This is a genomic window from Oerskovia douganii (assembly GCF_015142735.1).
Taxonomy (GTDB): Bacteria; Actinomycetota; Actinomycetes; order Actinomycetales; family Cellulomonadaceae; genus Oerskovia; species Oerskovia douganii.
Genome location: NZ_JACSPN010000001.1, coordinates 125,618 through 139,228 on the forward strand (window position 1 = coordinate 125,618; position 13,611 = coordinate 139,228).

The 13,611-nt window shown below is 73.7% G+C and carries 14 protein-coding genes; 8 read left to right on the forward strand and 6 right to left on the reverse strand.

The window, feature by feature from the left end:
- The first annotated feature begins 97 nt into the window (after nt 1-97).
- The 3 genes from H9623_RS00530 to H9623_RS00540 are packed head-to-tail and all read left to right on the forward strand — an operon-like array spanning nt 98 to nt 1,865.
- Nucleotides 98-682: an NUDIX hydrolase gene (locus H9623_RS00530; protein ID WP_321575183.1), complete on the forward strand. Its 585-nt coding sequence runs from the start codon at nt 98-100 to the stop codon at nt 680-682.
- Between the two features lie 35 nt (nt 683-717).
- Nucleotides 718-1,302 carry a sugar O-acetyltransferase gene (locus tag H9623_RS00535; protein ID WP_227747940.1) on the forward strand — a complete coding sequence of 195 codons (585 nt, stop codon included), beginning with the start codon at nt 718-720 and terminating at the stop codon, nt 1,300-1,302.
- Nucleotides 1,299-1,865 (forward strand): TetR/AcrR family transcriptional regulator, encoded by a 567-nt coding sequence (locus H9623_RS00540; protein WP_193718139.1) that lies wholly within the window; start codon nt 1,299-1,301, stop codon nt 1,863-1,865. The genes H9623_RS00535 and H9623_RS00540 overlap by 4 nt, the downstream gene beginning before the upstream one ends.
- Nucleotides 1,866-1,910: 45 nt before the next feature.
- Here H9623_RS00540 and H9623_RS00545 read toward each other — a convergent pair whose 3' ends face one another.
- Genes H9623_RS00545 through H9623_RS00555 form a run of 3 tightly spaced genes read right to left on the reverse strand, consistent with a single transcriptional unit; the run spans nt 1,911 to nt 4,950 of the window.
- Nucleotides 1,911-2,576 carry a LutC/YkgG family protein gene (locus H9623_RS00545; protein WP_193718140.1) on the reverse strand — a complete coding sequence of 222 codons (666 nt, stop codon included), beginning with the start codon at nt 2,574-2,576 and terminating at the stop codon, nt 1,911-1,913.
- Nucleotides 2,573-4,156 (reverse strand): LutB/LldF family L-lactate oxidation iron-sulfur protein, encoded by a 1,584-nt coding sequence (locus tag H9623_RS00550; RefSeq protein WP_193718141.1) that lies wholly within the window; start codon nt 4,154-4,156, stop codon nt 2,573-2,575. Before H9623_RS00550 ends, H9623_RS00545 begins: the two co-directional genes overlap by 4 nt.
- Nucleotides 4,153-4,950 (reverse strand): (Fe-S)-binding protein, encoded by a 798-nt coding sequence (locus H9623_RS00555; protein WP_193718142.1) that lies wholly within the window; start codon nt 4,948-4,950, stop codon nt 4,153-4,155. The genes H9623_RS00550 and H9623_RS00555 overlap by 4 nt, the downstream gene beginning before the upstream one ends.
- Before the next feature lie 257 nt (nt 4,951-5,207).
- On the opposite strand from H9623_RS00555, the gene H9623_RS00560 reads away from it, so the two are divergent.
- Both H9623_RS00560 and H9623_RS00565 read left to right on the forward strand, forming a co-directional pair.
- Complete coding sequence (locus H9623_RS00560) at nt 5,208-5,894, forward strand: FadR/GntR family transcriptional regulator (protein ID WP_193718143.1); 687 nt, start codon at nt 5,208-5,210, stop codon at nt 5,892-5,894.
- Nucleotides 5,891-6,835, forward strand: coding sequence for a serine/threonine dehydratase (locus H9623_RS00565; RefSeq protein ID WP_193718144.1), 945 nt, complete (start codon nt 5,891-5,893; stop codon nt 6,833-6,835). The genes H9623_RS00560 and H9623_RS00565 overlap by 4 nt, the downstream gene beginning before the upstream one ends.
- Before the next feature lie 109 nt (nt 6,836-6,944).
- Here H9623_RS00565 and H9623_RS00570 read toward each other — a convergent pair whose 3' ends face one another.
- Complete coding sequence (locus tag H9623_RS00570; RefSeq protein ID WP_193718145.1) at nt 6,945-8,306, reverse strand: MFS transporter; 1,362 nt, start codon at nt 8,304-8,306, stop codon at nt 6,945-6,947.
- 90 nt (nt 8,307-8,396) lie between these two features.
- Here H9623_RS00570 and H9623_RS19175 point away from each other — a divergent pair, with 90 nt between their 5' ends.
- A complete protein-coding gene (locus H9623_RS19175; RefSeq protein ID WP_227747941.1) occupies nt 8,397-8,984 on the forward strand; it encodes a winged helix-turn-helix domain-containing protein in 588 nt (195 codons plus the stop codon).
- Nucleotides 8,985-9,088: 104 nt separating this feature from the next.
- Complete coding sequence (locus H9623_RS00580) at nt 9,089-10,678, forward strand: MDR family MFS transporter (protein WP_193718146.1); 1,590 nt, start codon at nt 9,089-9,091, stop codon at nt 10,676-10,678.
- A 124-nt stretch (nt 10,679-10,802) separates the two neighbouring features.
- Here the strand turns inward: H9623_RS00580 and H9623_RS00585 are convergent, their stop codons facing one another.
- Complete coding sequence (locus tag H9623_RS00585) at nt 10,803-11,150, reverse strand: hypothetical protein (RefSeq protein WP_193718147.1); 348 nt, start codon at nt 11,148-11,150, stop codon at nt 10,803-10,805.
- Between the two features lie 73 nt (nt 11,151-11,223).
- Complete coding sequence (locus tag H9623_RS00590; protein ID WP_193718148.1) at nt 11,224-12,306, reverse strand: type 2 periplasmic-binding domain-containing protein; 1,083 nt, start codon at nt 12,304-12,306, stop codon at nt 11,224-11,226.
- Nucleotides 12,307-12,825: 519 nt separating this feature from the next.
- Here H9623_RS00590 and H9623_RS00595 point away from each other — a divergent pair.
- Nucleotides 12,826-13,596: an AfsR/SARP family transcriptional regulator gene (locus tag H9623_RS00595; RefSeq protein ID WP_193718149.1), complete on the forward strand. Its 771-nt coding sequence runs from the start codon at nt 12,826-12,828 to the stop codon at nt 13,594-13,596.
- The last annotated feature ends 15 nt before the right edge of the window (nt 13,597-13,611 follow it).

The window sequence follows — 13,611 nt, forward strand, 5'->3', positions numbered from 1 at the left end:
CCCCCCCCCCCCCCCCCCCCCCCCCCCCCCCCCCCCCCCACCCCTGGTCGACCGGCCACGACCTCCTGCTCGGCGCCGGCGGTCGTAGGCTTCCCGGGTGACCTCCGCCGAAGACCTCGCCGCCTCAGCCCTCGACTCGATCCGGTCCTGGGAACCGTTGAGCCCCGCGCAGGGTGCGCTGCGCGAGGAGTACGTGGCGTTCGTCGAGGAGGGCCGGGGCGACGTGATCCTCCGCGGCGGCCCGGAGCACCTCACGGGGAGCTGCTTCGTGCTGACCCCGGACCTGCTGCACGTGCTGCTGTGCTTCCACCGCAAGGGCCAGTTCTGGGTCCAGGTCGGTGGGCACGTCGAGCCGGGCGACCGGAGCCTCGCGGCGGGGGCGTTCCGTGAGGCCCGCGAGGAGAGCGGGATCGAGACGCTCGAGCCCTTCGAGCCCGACGGCGCCCCCGTGGACCTCCACCGCCACGCGCTGTCCTCGCGCTTCGGTACGTGCCTGGTCCACTGGGACGTGGGGTACGTCGCGTTCGCGGACCTCGACGCCCTGCCCGTGGTCAGCGACGAGAGCGAGGCCGTCGCGTGGTTCCGTGTCGACCGGCTCCCGTCCGACACGCCCGAGGACTTCCCCGTGCGGCTCCGCACGGTCCTCGAGGAGATGACCCACCGCCGTCGGGCCTCCGTCTGACGAGGCGCCCCGCACCCATGTGTACGCTTGTACACATGACCTTTCCCGACCCCACCGACCAGCGCCCCATGCGCGAGCGCATGCTCGCCGGCGACCTCTACCTCGCCGACGACCCGCAGATCGCCGCCGACTCCGAGCGCGCCATGGCACTCAGCCACCGTCTGAACACCCTGGACCCGAACGACGGCGCTGCCCGTCGCGAGGTGCTGACCGAGCTGCTCGGCGCGTTCGGCGAGGGCAGCGACATCCGCCCCCCGTTCCGCTGCGACCTGGGCTACCGGACGACGATCGGCGCACGCGTGTTCGTCAACTTCAACCTCGTGTGCCTCGACGTCGCGCCCGTCACGATCGGCGACGACGTGCTGATCGGCCCCAACGTCCAGCTCCTCACCCCCACGCACCCCGTCGAGCCCGGCCCGCGCCGCGACAAGTGGGAGGCCGCGCAGCCCATCACGATCGGTGACAACGTGTGGCTCGGCGGCGGCGTGACCGTGTGCCCGGGGGTCACGATCGGCGAGAACACGGTCGTGGGCGCAGGCTCCGTCGTGACGCGCGACCTGCCCGCGAACGTCGTCGCGGTGGGCAACCCGGCCCGCGTGCTGCGCCACATCGACGAATGACCGGCGTGCGCCGCGTCGACCCCGACCGCAAGGACCGGATCGTCGACGCGGCCCTCGACGTCATCGCCGAGCACGGTGTCGCGGGAGCCACGCACCGGGCGATCGCGGCCGCGGCCGACGTCCCGCTCGGGTCCATGACATACCACTTCGAGAACCTCGACGAGGTGCTGCGGCTCGCGTTCGAACGGCACGCGGTCCAGTCCGCGGCGCGCTTCGAGGCGGCCATGGACGCCGTGCCCGAGGGCGGAGACCCCGTCGAGGCGATCGTCGCGCTCGTGTGCGGCGAGGCGGGCAACTACCAGCGGGACCTGCTGGTCGCGCTCGAGCTCTACGTGCTCGCTGCCCGCAAGCCCGCCTTCCGCACGGTCACGCAGCGGTGGATGGCTGCGAGCAGCGCCGCCCTGCGCCGGCACGTCGACGCGGAGGTCGCGCCCGACGTCGACGCGCTCATCGAAGGGCTGGTGCTGCACGCGGCGCTCTCGACCGGGTCCGACGGCCGACCCCTCGACCGCCCGCTCGACCCCGGCCGCGTGCGCCGCGCGGTGCGGCGCCAGGTGGGATGAGGCCCCGCGCGTCCGGCAGCGAGCGGGTGCCGGCGGACGGGGACCTCAGCCCAGCAGGATCACGTGGAGCGTGCGGGGCCCGTGGACACCCTCGACGCGAGACAGCTCGATGTCGCTCGTCGCGCTCGGCCCCGAGATCCACGTCTGGGGCCGGGTGGGGTGCGCGGCGAGGATCGTCACGGCCTCGGGCAGCGTGTGCACGACGTCCTCGGTCCGCACGACGCACACGTGCAGGTCGGGGACCAGGGTGATCGCGCGGCGCCCCTGGTCGTCCTCGCCGTCCAGGACGATCGTCCCGGTGTCCGCGACGGCCAGCCGCGACGCGGTCAGGACGGCGTCGACGTGGTCGAGCTCGGCCGCGGTCCGGCGGTCCTCGCGCGAGTCGTGCACGACGGCGGTCCCGTCCGCGAGCCCGCTCGTCCAGGTCGTGGGGACCCCAGGGGGCACGACGACGGAGCGCGCGCCCGCGAGCAGCTCGCCCACGGTGCGCGCCAGGTCCTCGGTGGTCGCGGCCCGGTGCACGAGCGCCCGGTAGTCGACCAGCCGGTCGACGAGGACCTCGATCGCCTCGGCGGACCCGGGGGAGTGCTCGCCCGTGGTCCGGTACCCGCGCGAGACGGGGGCCTGCTCGGCCACGGCGTCCCCGAGGTGCGCGCCGTCGTTGATGACGGCCGCGCGCACGCGGGCCAGGATGTCGTCGCGCGCGCTCATCGGGCGTCTCCGGTGGTCTCGGGGTCGGACGCGGTGTGCTCGTCGGCCCACCACTCGCGGAAGCTCTGCTTCGGCAGCACGGGCAGGTCGCGGGCGTCAGTCCACCTCGAGCCGGGGAACGGCAACGACGTGATGCGCCCCGTGCTGCCCCCCAGCACACGGGTCACGCCGCCGGCCTTCTCGGCGAGCTCGAACCGGCCGGGCTTGGCCATGACGAACGACGCGGCCTTCATGGCGGCGCCCCAGGCCGTGGGACGGCCCCGGTCCTGGTCGACGTCGCGTGCCCGCAGGTGCACGAGCAGCGTCGGGATGTCGATCTTCACGGGGCACACGTCGTAGCACGCACCGCACAGCGTCGAGGCGTACGGCAGCGAGTTGTTGGGGTCCGACCTCCCGGTCGACCCCGTGAGCTGGGGCGTGAGGATCGCGCCGATGGGGCCCGGGTAGACGGACCCGTACGCGTGCCCGCCCACGCGCTCGTAGACCGGGCACACGTTGAGGCAGGCGGAGCACCGGATGCAGTGCAGGGCCGCGCGGCCCACGTCGTCGGCCAGGGCCTTGCTGCGCCCGTTGTCGAGCAGGACGAGGTGGAACTCCTGGGGCCCGTCGCCCGGCGTGACGCCCGTCCACAGGGACGTGTACGGGTTCATCCGCTCGCCGGTCGAGGACCGGGGCAGCAGCGCCATGAAGACCTCGAGGTCCTGGTAGGTGGGGATGAGCTTCTCGATGCCCATGACGGTGATGAGGGTCTCGGGGAGCGTGAGGCACATGCGCCCGTTGCCCTCGGACTCGACGACCGCGAGCGTGCCCGTGTCCGCGACCGCGAAGTTCGCGCCGCTGATCGCGACCTTCGCGGAGAGGAACTTGCGGCGCAGGTGCGCGCGCGCCGCCATGGCGAGCTCGCGCGGCGCGTCGGTCAGGTCGGGCGGTGCGTCTCCCATGCGCTCGAGGAAGATCTCACGGATCTCCGAGCGGTTGCGGTGGATCGCGGGCACCAGGATGTGGGACGGCATGTCGTCCGCGAGCTGCACGATGAGCTCGGCGAGGTCCGTCTCGAACGCCGCGATGCCCTCCTCGGCGAGGGCCTCGTTGAGGCCGATCTCCTGGGTGACCATCGACTTGACCTTGACGACCTCGGTCTCGCCAGTGGCCTTGACCAGGTCCGTCACGATCCGGTTGGCCTCGGCCGCGTCCCGGGCCCAGTGCACGACGCCGCCGCGCGCGGTCACGTTGCGCTCGAGCTCCTCGAGGAGCTGCGGGAGGTCGCTCATCACGTGGGCCTTGATGGTCGAGCCCGCGTCGCGGAGCTCCTCCCAGTCGGGCACCTCGCCGACGACCGCAGCCCGCTTGGCGCGGATGGTCGAGGTCGCGTGGGCCAGGTTGCGCCGCAGCTGCGTGTTCTGCAGGGCCTGCCTGGCGGCCTCGGGGAAGGTCTCGCCCCAGCGCAGCGGGGCGTCGGGGTGGGGCACGTCGGTGGCCCAGCCGGGGCCCACGGTGGTGCCGGGCGTGCCCGGGGGCGCGCCGCCGTCGGGCAGGGACTTGGCGCCTCGGCGGGTGGGGAAGCCCAGGAAGGTGCTCATCGCGCGGCCTCCGTCTCGTCGTCGGAGCGTGCCGGCTCGAACGTCGGTGCGTCCTGCGTCGAGGCGAGGATCTCCGCGAGGTGCATGGTCCGCACGCCGGTGCGCAGCTTGGAGAGCCCGCCGCCGATGTGCATGAGGCACGAGTAGTCGCCCGCCGTGAGGACCTCGGCACCGGTCGACTTCACGTTGGTCATCTTGTCGCCGAGCATCGCGGTCGACGTCTCGGAGTTCTTGAGCGCGAACGTCCCGCCGAACCCGCAGCAGCTCTCGGCTCCGGGGAGCTCGACGAGGTCGATCCCCTCGACGGCCCGCAGGAGCCGGAGGGGCTTGTCGCCCACGCGGATCATGCGCAGCGAGTGGCACGTCGGGTGGTAGGTGACGCGGTGCGGGAAGTGCGCCCCGACGTCGGTCAGGCCCAGCACGTCGACGAGCAGCTCGGACAGCTCGTAGGTCTTGGCCGCGAGGGCCTCGGCGGTCGCTCCGAGCCTCTCCTGCCCCGCGCGACGGCACACCATGGCCTGCTGGTGGCGGATGGACCCGGTGCACGAGCCCGACGGCACGACGATCGCGTCCCACTCGCCGTCGAGCGCGGGGGCGAACGTCTCGACGTGGTTCCTGATGACGGGCACGGCCTCGTCGAAGTAGCCCGTGTTGACGTGCATCTGCCCGCAGCACGTCTGCTGCTCGGGGAAGTACACCTGGTGGCCGAGGCGTTCGAGGAGCCGGACGGTGGCCTGGGGGGCCTGGGGGAACATCGCGTCGGCGATGCAGGTGGCGGCGAGGGCGATGCGCACTGGGGGACTCCAGCCGGGCAGGGGGCGGTGGGATTCAGTCTGGTCCCGGCGGGCGGCGAGTGCCTGTCGGGGCATCGCGCGGGCGGGCCCTGGGTTCTGCTCAGCGATGAGCCGACTGTGGTCTGACCACACGGTGTCCGAGCCACTGTAGACCATCGAGCGGCTGTGGTCGGACCACATGGCCACGGTGCGTCAGATCGGGGCGGCCTCGCGGTCGCACCCGTTCCGACCGGCCCGCCCGGCACTACGCTGACCCCGTGCGCACCCACGAGATCGTCCTCGCCCGGATCGAGGCGGACCTGACCGCCGGCCGCTGGGGCCTCGGCGAACGCCTCCCGGCCGAGCGCGCGCTCGCCGAGGAGCTCGGCGTCTCGCGCCCGTCGGTCCGTGAGGCGCTGCGGGTCCTGGAGGCCATGGGCATCGTCCGCACCGCGGTGGGTTCCGGGCCCGACGCCGGCGCGACCGTGATCGACCGGCCCGCCGCAGGCCTGGGTGCGGCCGTGCGGCTGCACGTCGCGTCCGGGACGCTCGTGGTCGGCGACGTCGTCGAGACCCGGGTGCTGCTGGAGACCTGGGCGGTCGGACGGGCCGCCACGACCGCCGCCGGAGCCGGGCTCACGGAGGCCGTCGCGCTGCTCGACGCCATGGAGGACCCGGCGCTCGACGCGGCCGGGTTCCGTGAGCTCGACGCCGCGTTCCACGTCGAGCTCGTCCGGCTCGCGGGGAACACGCTGGTCGAGGCCGTCATGACCGGGCTCCGCGGGGCGATCGAGTCCTACGTCGAGGCCGGGACGGACCGGCTCGAGGACTGGCCCCGTACCGCCGTGCGGCTGCGCGCCGAGCACCGGGCGATCCTCGACGCGGTCGCACGCGGCGACGGCCCGGGGGCCGAGGCGGCGGTGCGTGAGCACATCGAGGGCTTCTACCGGGAGGCGGGGCTGTGAGCATCGACCACCTGGACGTCCTCGCCGCGGCCCAGCGCATCGCGGGCCAGGTGCGCCCCGTCACGCTCGCGCCCCTGGACCCGGGGGCGCTGGGGGCGGCCACGGGGGTGTTCGCGCTCGAGCTCATGCAGCACACCGGCTCGTTCAAGGCGCGGGGGGCCCTCAACTTCGTCGGGGCGCACCTGGAGGCGGGCACGCTGCCCGAGTCCGGGGTCGTGATCGCGTCGGGCGGCAACGCGGGCATGGCGAACGCGTGGGCCGCGCGGGCGCACGGGGTCCGCGCGACCGTGTTCGTGCCCGTGACCGCCCCGGCGGTCAAGGTCGCTCGGCTGCGCACGCTGGGCGCAGAGGTCCACCAGGTCGGTGCCGAGTACGCCGAGGCGCTCGACGCCGCGCAGCGCTTCGCGTCCCGGACGGGGGCCCTGTCCTCGCACGCCTACGACGACCCGTTGATCGCGGCGGGGGCGGGCACGCTCCTGGAGGAGATCGTCGCGGCCCGCCCGGACGTCGGCACGGTCGTGGTGGCGGTGGGCGGCGGCGGGCTGTTCAGCGGCGTGGCGGCAGCGGCGCGCCCGCGAGGGATCCGGGTCGTGGCGGTCGAGCCCGACGGGGCGCAGGCGATGCACGCGGCGCTCGACGCGGGCCGTGTGGTCGACGTGCCCGTCGCGTCGGTCGCGGCCGACTCGCTCGGTGCGCGTCGGACGTCCGAGACGGCGCTGCGCCTCGCGCAGCACGCCGACGTGCGCTCGGTCCTGGTGACCGACGCCGCGATCGTGGCCGCGCGTCGGCACCTGTGGGACGAGCGGCGGCTCGCCGTCGAGCACGGGGCCGCCGCGGCGCTCGCGGCCCTCGAGTCGCGAGCCTACGTGCCGGAGCCCGGCGAGAAGATCGCGATCGTGCTGTGCGGGGCGAACACGGACCCGGCGGACCTCGCACGCTGAGCGGTCGTCGGGGCGGGCGGCCGCCCGCCCCGAGCGCTCGTGACAGCCCGGCGCCCGACGGCCCGGCACCCGACGGCGCAGCGCACCGACGAGGGTCGGCGCGGCGGGATCAGGCTGCGCCGCCGGTGGCGGGGAGCGAGTCGTCGGCCCAGGTCTGCGGGGTGCCGATCCGCCACAGCGGTCGGACCGTCGCGATCGCGCCGACGGTCCCGGCGAGCAGCCCGGCGAGCACGACGAGCGCCGTGCCGATCCCGTAGCGCTCCAGCAGACCGGCCCCCACGAGCGGGATCAGCGGCCCCGCGACGAGTCCGGTCAGGCCCATGATCGACGCGAGGCGCCCCTGCATCTCGTGCGGGGTGATCGCTGCGGCGTAGCCGGCCAGGCCGGCGTTGACGGCGGGGACCAGGAGGACGGCGACGGGGAGCGTCGCGACGTAGACCGCGTAGGTCTGCGCGGTGGCCATGACGACCGCGCCGACCGCGAGCAGGGTGAGGGCCGCGACCGTGAGGGCGCCCGCGCGGACGCGCGCCACGAGCTGTGGTGCGAGCACGGCGCCGACGAGGACGCCTGCGCCGACGGAGAGGTCGACGACCCCGATGAGGACGGGGGCGACCCCGGTCCGGACGAGCTCGAGGTTGATCCCGACGAGGAGCCCCCCGAACGCGATGTTGATGACGACGAAGAGTCCCAGGAGGGCCCGGAAGACGGGGACCGACCAGACGAAGCGCAGCCCTTGGCGCAGGGCCTCGACGGGGCGGGTCGCGCGCGCCGCGGCCGTGTCCCTGTTGAGAGGCTCGCGCACCGCCCAGGTGCAGACCGCGGTCGCCGCCGACCCGACCGCGGCCGCGGCGAGCGGGACGGCGTGCCCGATCGCGAAGAGCAGGCCGCCGACCGGCCCGGCGAGCAGGCTCGCGACGGCGTCGCGTCCCTGGGAGGCGGCGAGCGCGGTGGGGAGCTGCGGGGGCGGGACGACGGACCGGAAGGCCCCGCTCGTCGCGGGATCGACGAACGCCCCCACGACGGATGCGCCGAACAGCACGAGGGCGAGGTGCCAGGCGGTGAGGGACCCGAGCGCGGCGGCGACGCCTGCCGTGACCCAGAGCGCTGCACCTACGGTGCTCGCCCCGACGACCAGGCGTCGACGGTCGACGCGGTCCGCGACGACCCCGGCCGGGAGCGTCGTGAGCAGCGCGCCGACCTGGCCCACGGCCGCGACGAGACCGGCCTGGAGGACCGACCCGGTCAGCGAGTACGCCACGAGCGGGACCGCGAAGAGGGCGAGGCCGGCGCCGAGCGACTCGGTCGTCAGCCCCGTCATGAGGAGCATGTAGGAGCGGTTGCGGAGCAGGCTCGGCACGGCCGGCACGGCTGGCACGGCCGGCACGGCGGACGCCTGTGCCGCCCCGGGCGGCGCGGGCTCGTCGCCCGGAGCGTCGCGGGGCGGGGGTGGCGTGCTCTGGGCGGTCGACATGCGGCACACGCTAATCCCGCAACATCCAATGCGCAATAGTCATTGCGCAATCTGTCGTGCGGATGAGCGTCGCGTTGCTAGCCTCGACCCATGCTCGAGACCTTCCGTGTCCAGGACCCCGCGGCGCTCCGGGCCATCGCCCACCCGACGAGGCAGCGGATCCTCACCGAGCTCGCGGTCCTCGGGCACGCCCGTGCCGCGGACCTGGCACAGGTCATCGGCGAGCCCGCGAACTCCGTCAGCTTCCACCTGCGGGTCCTGGCCAGGGCCGGGATGATCGTCGAGGCGCCGGAGCAGGCGCGCGACCGGCGGGACCGGGTGTGGACCAACGTCGCCGAGAGCTACGTCGTCGACCCCGGGTCTCCCGAGGTCGTCCGCGAGGTGGTGCGCCCCGCGCTGAGGTGGGCCGAGCGGTTGTTCGCGGAGGCGAACAGCGCGGGGGCCCGGCACGAGGACCGGCTGTTCGCCATCAGCGCCCTCGTCCTGACGCCCCAGCAGGCCGCGGAGATGACCCAGGAGGTCACGGAGCTGCTCGAGCGCTGGGCGCACCGCGCGCTCACCGAGGCCCAGGACGACCCCGACCCCGCGCGGCGCGCGTACCAGGCCCTGACGGTGCTCGCGCCCCGCGCGGAGAAGCGCGATCCGGACGACGACCCGCCCGCCGTCGGGCAGGGCTAGCCTCCGCGCCGCGACGGCGGCGGGTCGCCCTGGTGTTGCGCCTCGGGGTGGCCCCTCCCACGCTGGAGGGACGTCGGTCGGCACACGCCAGGAGGAGACCAGCGATGAGCGACACCGCGCAGTCCTCGACCCAGGGGGCCGACCAGCCCGAGCTGGTCCTCTCCCAGGGCACCGTCTACGTCATCTTCAGCGCGCTGCTGGCCGCGATGTTCCTGTCCGCGCTGGACCAGTCCGTCGTCGGCACGGCTCTGCCCACGATCGTGGGAGACCTCGGCGCGGCCCAGGACGAGGGCTGGATCATCACGGCCTACCTCCTCGCGATCGCGATCGTGATGCCGATCTACGGCAAGGTCGGCGACCTGCGCGGACGGCGCCTGCCGTTCCTCGTCGCGATCGCGATCTTCGTGGTCGGCTCGACCGGCTCGGCCCTGTCGTCGTCGTTCGTCGAGCTCGTGGTGTGGCGCTCGGTCCAGGGCCTGGGGGCGGGCGGTCTGGTGATCCTGAGCCAGGCGATCATCGCCGACATCGTCTCGGCACGGGACCGCGGCCGCTACATGGGGCCCATGGGGGCGGTGTTCGGCATCGCGACGGTCGCCGGGCCCCTGCTCGGCGGGTGGTTCACCGAGGGGCCCGGGTGGCGCTGGTGCTTCTGGCTCAACGTGCCGATCGGGTTGGCCGCGCTCGCGATCGCGTACTTCAAGCTCCGGCTCCCGTCGCGCACCCCGAGCACGCGGTTCGACGTCGGCGGCGCCGTCCTGATGGCCGTCACGACCGCGGGCATCGTGCTCCTCACGAGCTGGCGGACGATCTCGAGCGACCGGACGTACGACTGGAGCAGCCCGGGCCTCCTCGGTCTGGTGGCCGTCACGGTGCTCGCGCTGGTCGCATTCCTCGTCGTCGAGACCCGGGTCGCCGATCCCCTCATCCCGCTGCACCTGTTCAGGAGCCCCACGTTCTCGGTGTCGGTGTCGATCGCCCTGGTGCTGGGCATGACGATGTTCGCCGCGTTGTCGTTCCTGCCGACGTTCCTGCAGATGGCGCAGGGGTACAGCGCCACGGAGGCGGGGCTGCTGATGCTGCCCATGACGATCGGGCTCATGATCACGGCGATCGGCTCGGGCCTGCTGATCGCCCGCACGGGTCGGTACAAGATCTACCCGATCCTCGGGATGGGGATCGCGACGGTCGGGCTGGTCCTGCTGACGCAGCTCACGGCCGACATGTCCATGGTGACGTTCGGCGCCATGATCTTCGTGCTCGGGTTCGGCCTCGGGCTGGTCATGCAGACCATCGTGATCGCGGTCCAGAACTCGGTCGCCCCGGAGATGGTCGGTGTGGCGACCTCGACCAACAACTTCCTGCGGGAGATCGGTGCGGCGGTCGGCACCAGCCTGTTCTCGACCGTGTTCACCACGAACCTCACGTCCAGGCTGTCCGAGGCGACCAAGGGGATCCCGCCGAGCGACGTCCCCGAGGGCTTCGGTGCGAACTCCCTCACGCCGGAAGCGGTCAAGGACCTGCCCGCGCAGCTGCACGACCTCGTCGTCACGGCCTACACCGAGGCGCTCGCCCCCGCGTTCTGGTACCTGGTGCCGCTGGGCGTGCTGGGCTTCGTCATCGCGTTCTTCATGAGGGAGGTCAAGCTCTCCGACCAGGCCGGCCTCGTCGCGCGGGGAGCCGCGGTCGCGAGGTGAGCCCGGCCTCGTGACGGGCCTCGCCGGTCACCCGGAGGCCTGGCCGCCCGGTGTCCCGGACGCCCGACGCCCGACGCCGGAGCGCACCTGGGAGGCCCGGGTGCGCTCCGGCGTCGGGCGCCTCTCAGTGGGGGTAGCGGTTCACCCCCGGGAAGGCCCCCGCGTTCGGGGGGAGGGCGGCGATCGCGGCCACCTGCGCCGCGGGGGTCTGCATGGCCCAGTTCGCCCACCCCGGGATGTACGAGTTGCCGGCCACGACGGCGCCGGCGGGGGTGAAGTGGATGTGGCCCACGACGCAGAGCGTCATGCCGCCGAACGGCACGAACGTGTATGCGTAGCGGGTCACGCCCGCGGCCGCCGTGGTGACGTACACGGGGGCTGCGAAGTTCGCGGCGTGGACCAGGTTGGTCGCGTCGGCGTTCGTGAACGGGACGGGAAAGCCGTTGACGCACTTGATGGGATCCCAGGGCATGGTTCTCTCCTTCGGTCGGGTCGATCGGGTGGTCGGGACGGGGTGGTTCGTGCTGAGGTGCGGACGTGCGTGGTCAGCCGACCGCGCCGGTGCCGCGCTCGACCGCGCGCGTGGCGCCCGGCCACACCCCGTAGAGGTCGATGACGATCTGGCCGTTCGGGAACTGCCCCACGGGCGACGGCCAGTTGAACCGGTGCTTCTCGTCGTCGAACATCCCCTTGAAGGCCAGGTCGAGCTGGAGGCCCGTCGCGTTCACCGGGATGGGGTTCATCGCGGTCGCCCGCCCGCCGGAGACCGACGCGCTCGACGAGTGCTGGACGCCGTCGACCGTGTAGGTGGCCGTGGCGTCGACGATGTACGTCCCGCTGTGCGAGTCGTCGAGCAGGATCGAGATCCCCGAGAGGTTGTTGACCCACCCCAGCACCGGGGTCTGCCCCACGAACGACGCGAACTGGTACGCGACGGGCATCAGGGTGGTCGCGACGACGTTCGGGTCCGCCGGCCACAGGTGCTGCTCGAACGAGCTGCTGGACTTCGTCTGCGCGTAGGAGCCCTTCGCGTCGCCGCCCGCGTTGCCCGCCATGGCGTTGGTGGCGCCGACCGACCCCGTGATCGAGAACGACGAGTTCGAGGACTGGGCTCCCAGGTTGAGCCCGCTCACGGCCATGAGGGCCTGCGTGATGATGCCGAACCCCTGCGTGATCTGCCCGTTCTGGTACATCCCCGCGCTCTTGGCCTGCGCGACGAGCCAGTCGCGGTGCGAGTCGATCTGGCTCAGGGGCGACGCGAGGTAGGACTGGTTGGCGAGCAGGAACGTCGAGCTCAGCGAGCCCTCGTGCCCGAACTTCCAGGTCAGCTCGAGACCGGCGTCGACCTTGGTCCCGGTGTCGGGGTCGACGACCGAGCCGTTGAGGTTGACGGCCGCGGAGGACGTCGAGACGTCCGACGACTGGACCTTCCACTCGTTGGACGGCGACGTCGTGGTCGCGACGTCCGCGTCCGGGAGCGTCGAGACGTACTGGAAGGCGCCGGTCGTCGGGGTGACGATGCCGACGGCCCCCGCCGCGACGTGCGCGTCCAGGCTCCAGTTGCCCCAGTAGGACGGTTGGGTGTTGCGCAGCATCTGGGTGAATCCCAGGTTCCAGTTGGTGCTCATCAGGTCCTCCATCGCATCGCAGGACGGCGCCGGGCGGCGCCGAGAACCTCCTCATCGGAGCAGGGCCGGCGCACCGGGCGGCACGGTCCGGCGTCGCCCGCACGCCGCGTGCGGCAGGCGTCGCCGCACGCTCGAGGGGCTGCGACGACGGGGCGCGTCGCCGCACCGCACGGCGGTGTCCCGGGCGCGCACGGGTGCTCGCCGCGGGCCGCGTCGCCATCCGTCGCGCCGCCGCGGGGACCCGTGCGGACGTGCCGGCCCGCCGCGTCGGACCGGCCGGCGCCCCCGTCCGTGCGTCGTCCTGGCGCACCGCGGCGGACGGGCCGGTGGGTCGGTCGAGCGGCCGGCGAGGCCCCGCACCGACGGCCGTGCGGGGCGCGGCGGGCGCGGGAGCCCTCGGGCCGTGACACACCCGCACGGCCGGATTCAGAGAGAATGTCCCTCGTGCGCGCCCTACCATGCGTCTATGAGTCCTGAGCCCGCTCGCGACCATGCTGTCCCCCCGAAGATCGGGGCCGAGTGAGTCCGGCGGACTCCCAGCGCGTGCGGCGCGAGCTGCGGGTGATCGGACCGTTCCAGGTGCGCGTGGACGGGCAGGTGCGCCCCATGCCGCACAGCGCGGAGCGGGTGCTCGCCGTCGTGGCGCTCGTGGGTCCGCTCGCCCGGTCGCGGGCCGCCGCCCTGCTGTGGCCCGACGCGAACCCGTCGCGCGCCGGTGCCAACCTCCGCGCTGCGCTGTCCCGCCTGGGCGACGTCGCCGAGGGGTTCGTCCACGTGTCCGGCGAGGTGCTCGCGCTCGCGGAGGAGGCGTCGCTCGACCTCGAGGCCGCGTTCGCGTGGATCAACGCGACCATCTACGACGACGTCCTGCCGGTGGCGGGCGCACCGCCCGCGTGGATCGGCCGGACCCTGCTCCCCGGGTGGGAGGACGGGTGGCTCACGGGCCCCAACGAGCGGTTGCAGATGCTCGAGGCACAGGCGCTCGAGAGCGCCGCGGAGCGGCTCCTCGCCGCGGGGCACCCGGACGGGGCGCTGCCCTACGCCCTGTCCGCGGTCGAGGTGCAGCCGTGGTCGGAGAGCGCCAACCGGCTCACGATCGAGATCCACGCCCGCAGGGGCGACCCGAGCAACGCCCTGCGGCACTACCGCCGCTTCCGCCACGCGCTCGGGCAGGAGCTCGGCGTCGAGCCCGGCCCCGACATCCGGGCGGCGATCCGGCAGCTCTACCCGTTCGGCAACCCGCTGGTCGACCCGGTCGACCCCGCCGACCCGCAGGCGGCGCGCAGCTGACCCGCCTGCCCCGGG

Excerpts from the sequence above, each read along its gene's own strand:
- H9623_RS00535 (WP_227747940.1), top strand. The coding sequence starts at position 718 with ATGACCTTTCCCGACCCCACCGACCAGCGCCCCATGCGCGAGCGCATG.
- H9623_RS00570 (WP_193718145.1), bottom strand. The coding sequence starts at position 8,306 with ATGTCGACCGCCCAGAGCACGCCACCCCCGCCCCGCGACGCTCCGGGC.
- H9623_RS00590 (WP_193718148.1), bottom strand. The coding sequence starts at position 12,306 with ATGAGCACCAACTGGAACCTGGGATTCACCCAGATGCTGCGCAACACC.
- H9623_RS00550 (WP_193718141.1), bottom strand. The coding sequence starts at position 4,156 with ATGAGCACCTTCCTGGGCTTCCCCACCCGCCGAGGCGCCAAGTCCCTG.
- H9623_RS00580 (WP_193718146.1), top strand. The coding sequence starts at position 9,089 with ATGAGCGACACCGCGCAGTCCTCGACCCAGGGGGCCGACCAGCCCGAG.
- H9623_RS00585 (WP_193718147.1), bottom strand. The coding sequence starts at position 11,150 with ATGCCCTGGGATCCCATCAAGTGCGTCAACGGCTTTCCCGTCCCGTTC.
- H9623_RS00545 (WP_193718140.1), bottom strand. The coding sequence starts at position 2,576 with ATGAGCGCGCGCGACGACATCCTGGCCCGCGTGCGCGCGGCCGTCATC.
- H9623_RS00540 (WP_193718139.1), top strand. The coding sequence starts at position 1,299 with ATGACCGGCGTGCGCCGCGTCGACCCCGACCGCAAGGACCGGATCGTC.
- H9623_RS19175 (WP_227747941.1), top strand. The coding sequence starts at position 8,397 with ATGCTCGAGACCTTCCGTGTCCAGGACCCCGCGGCGCTCCGGGCCATC.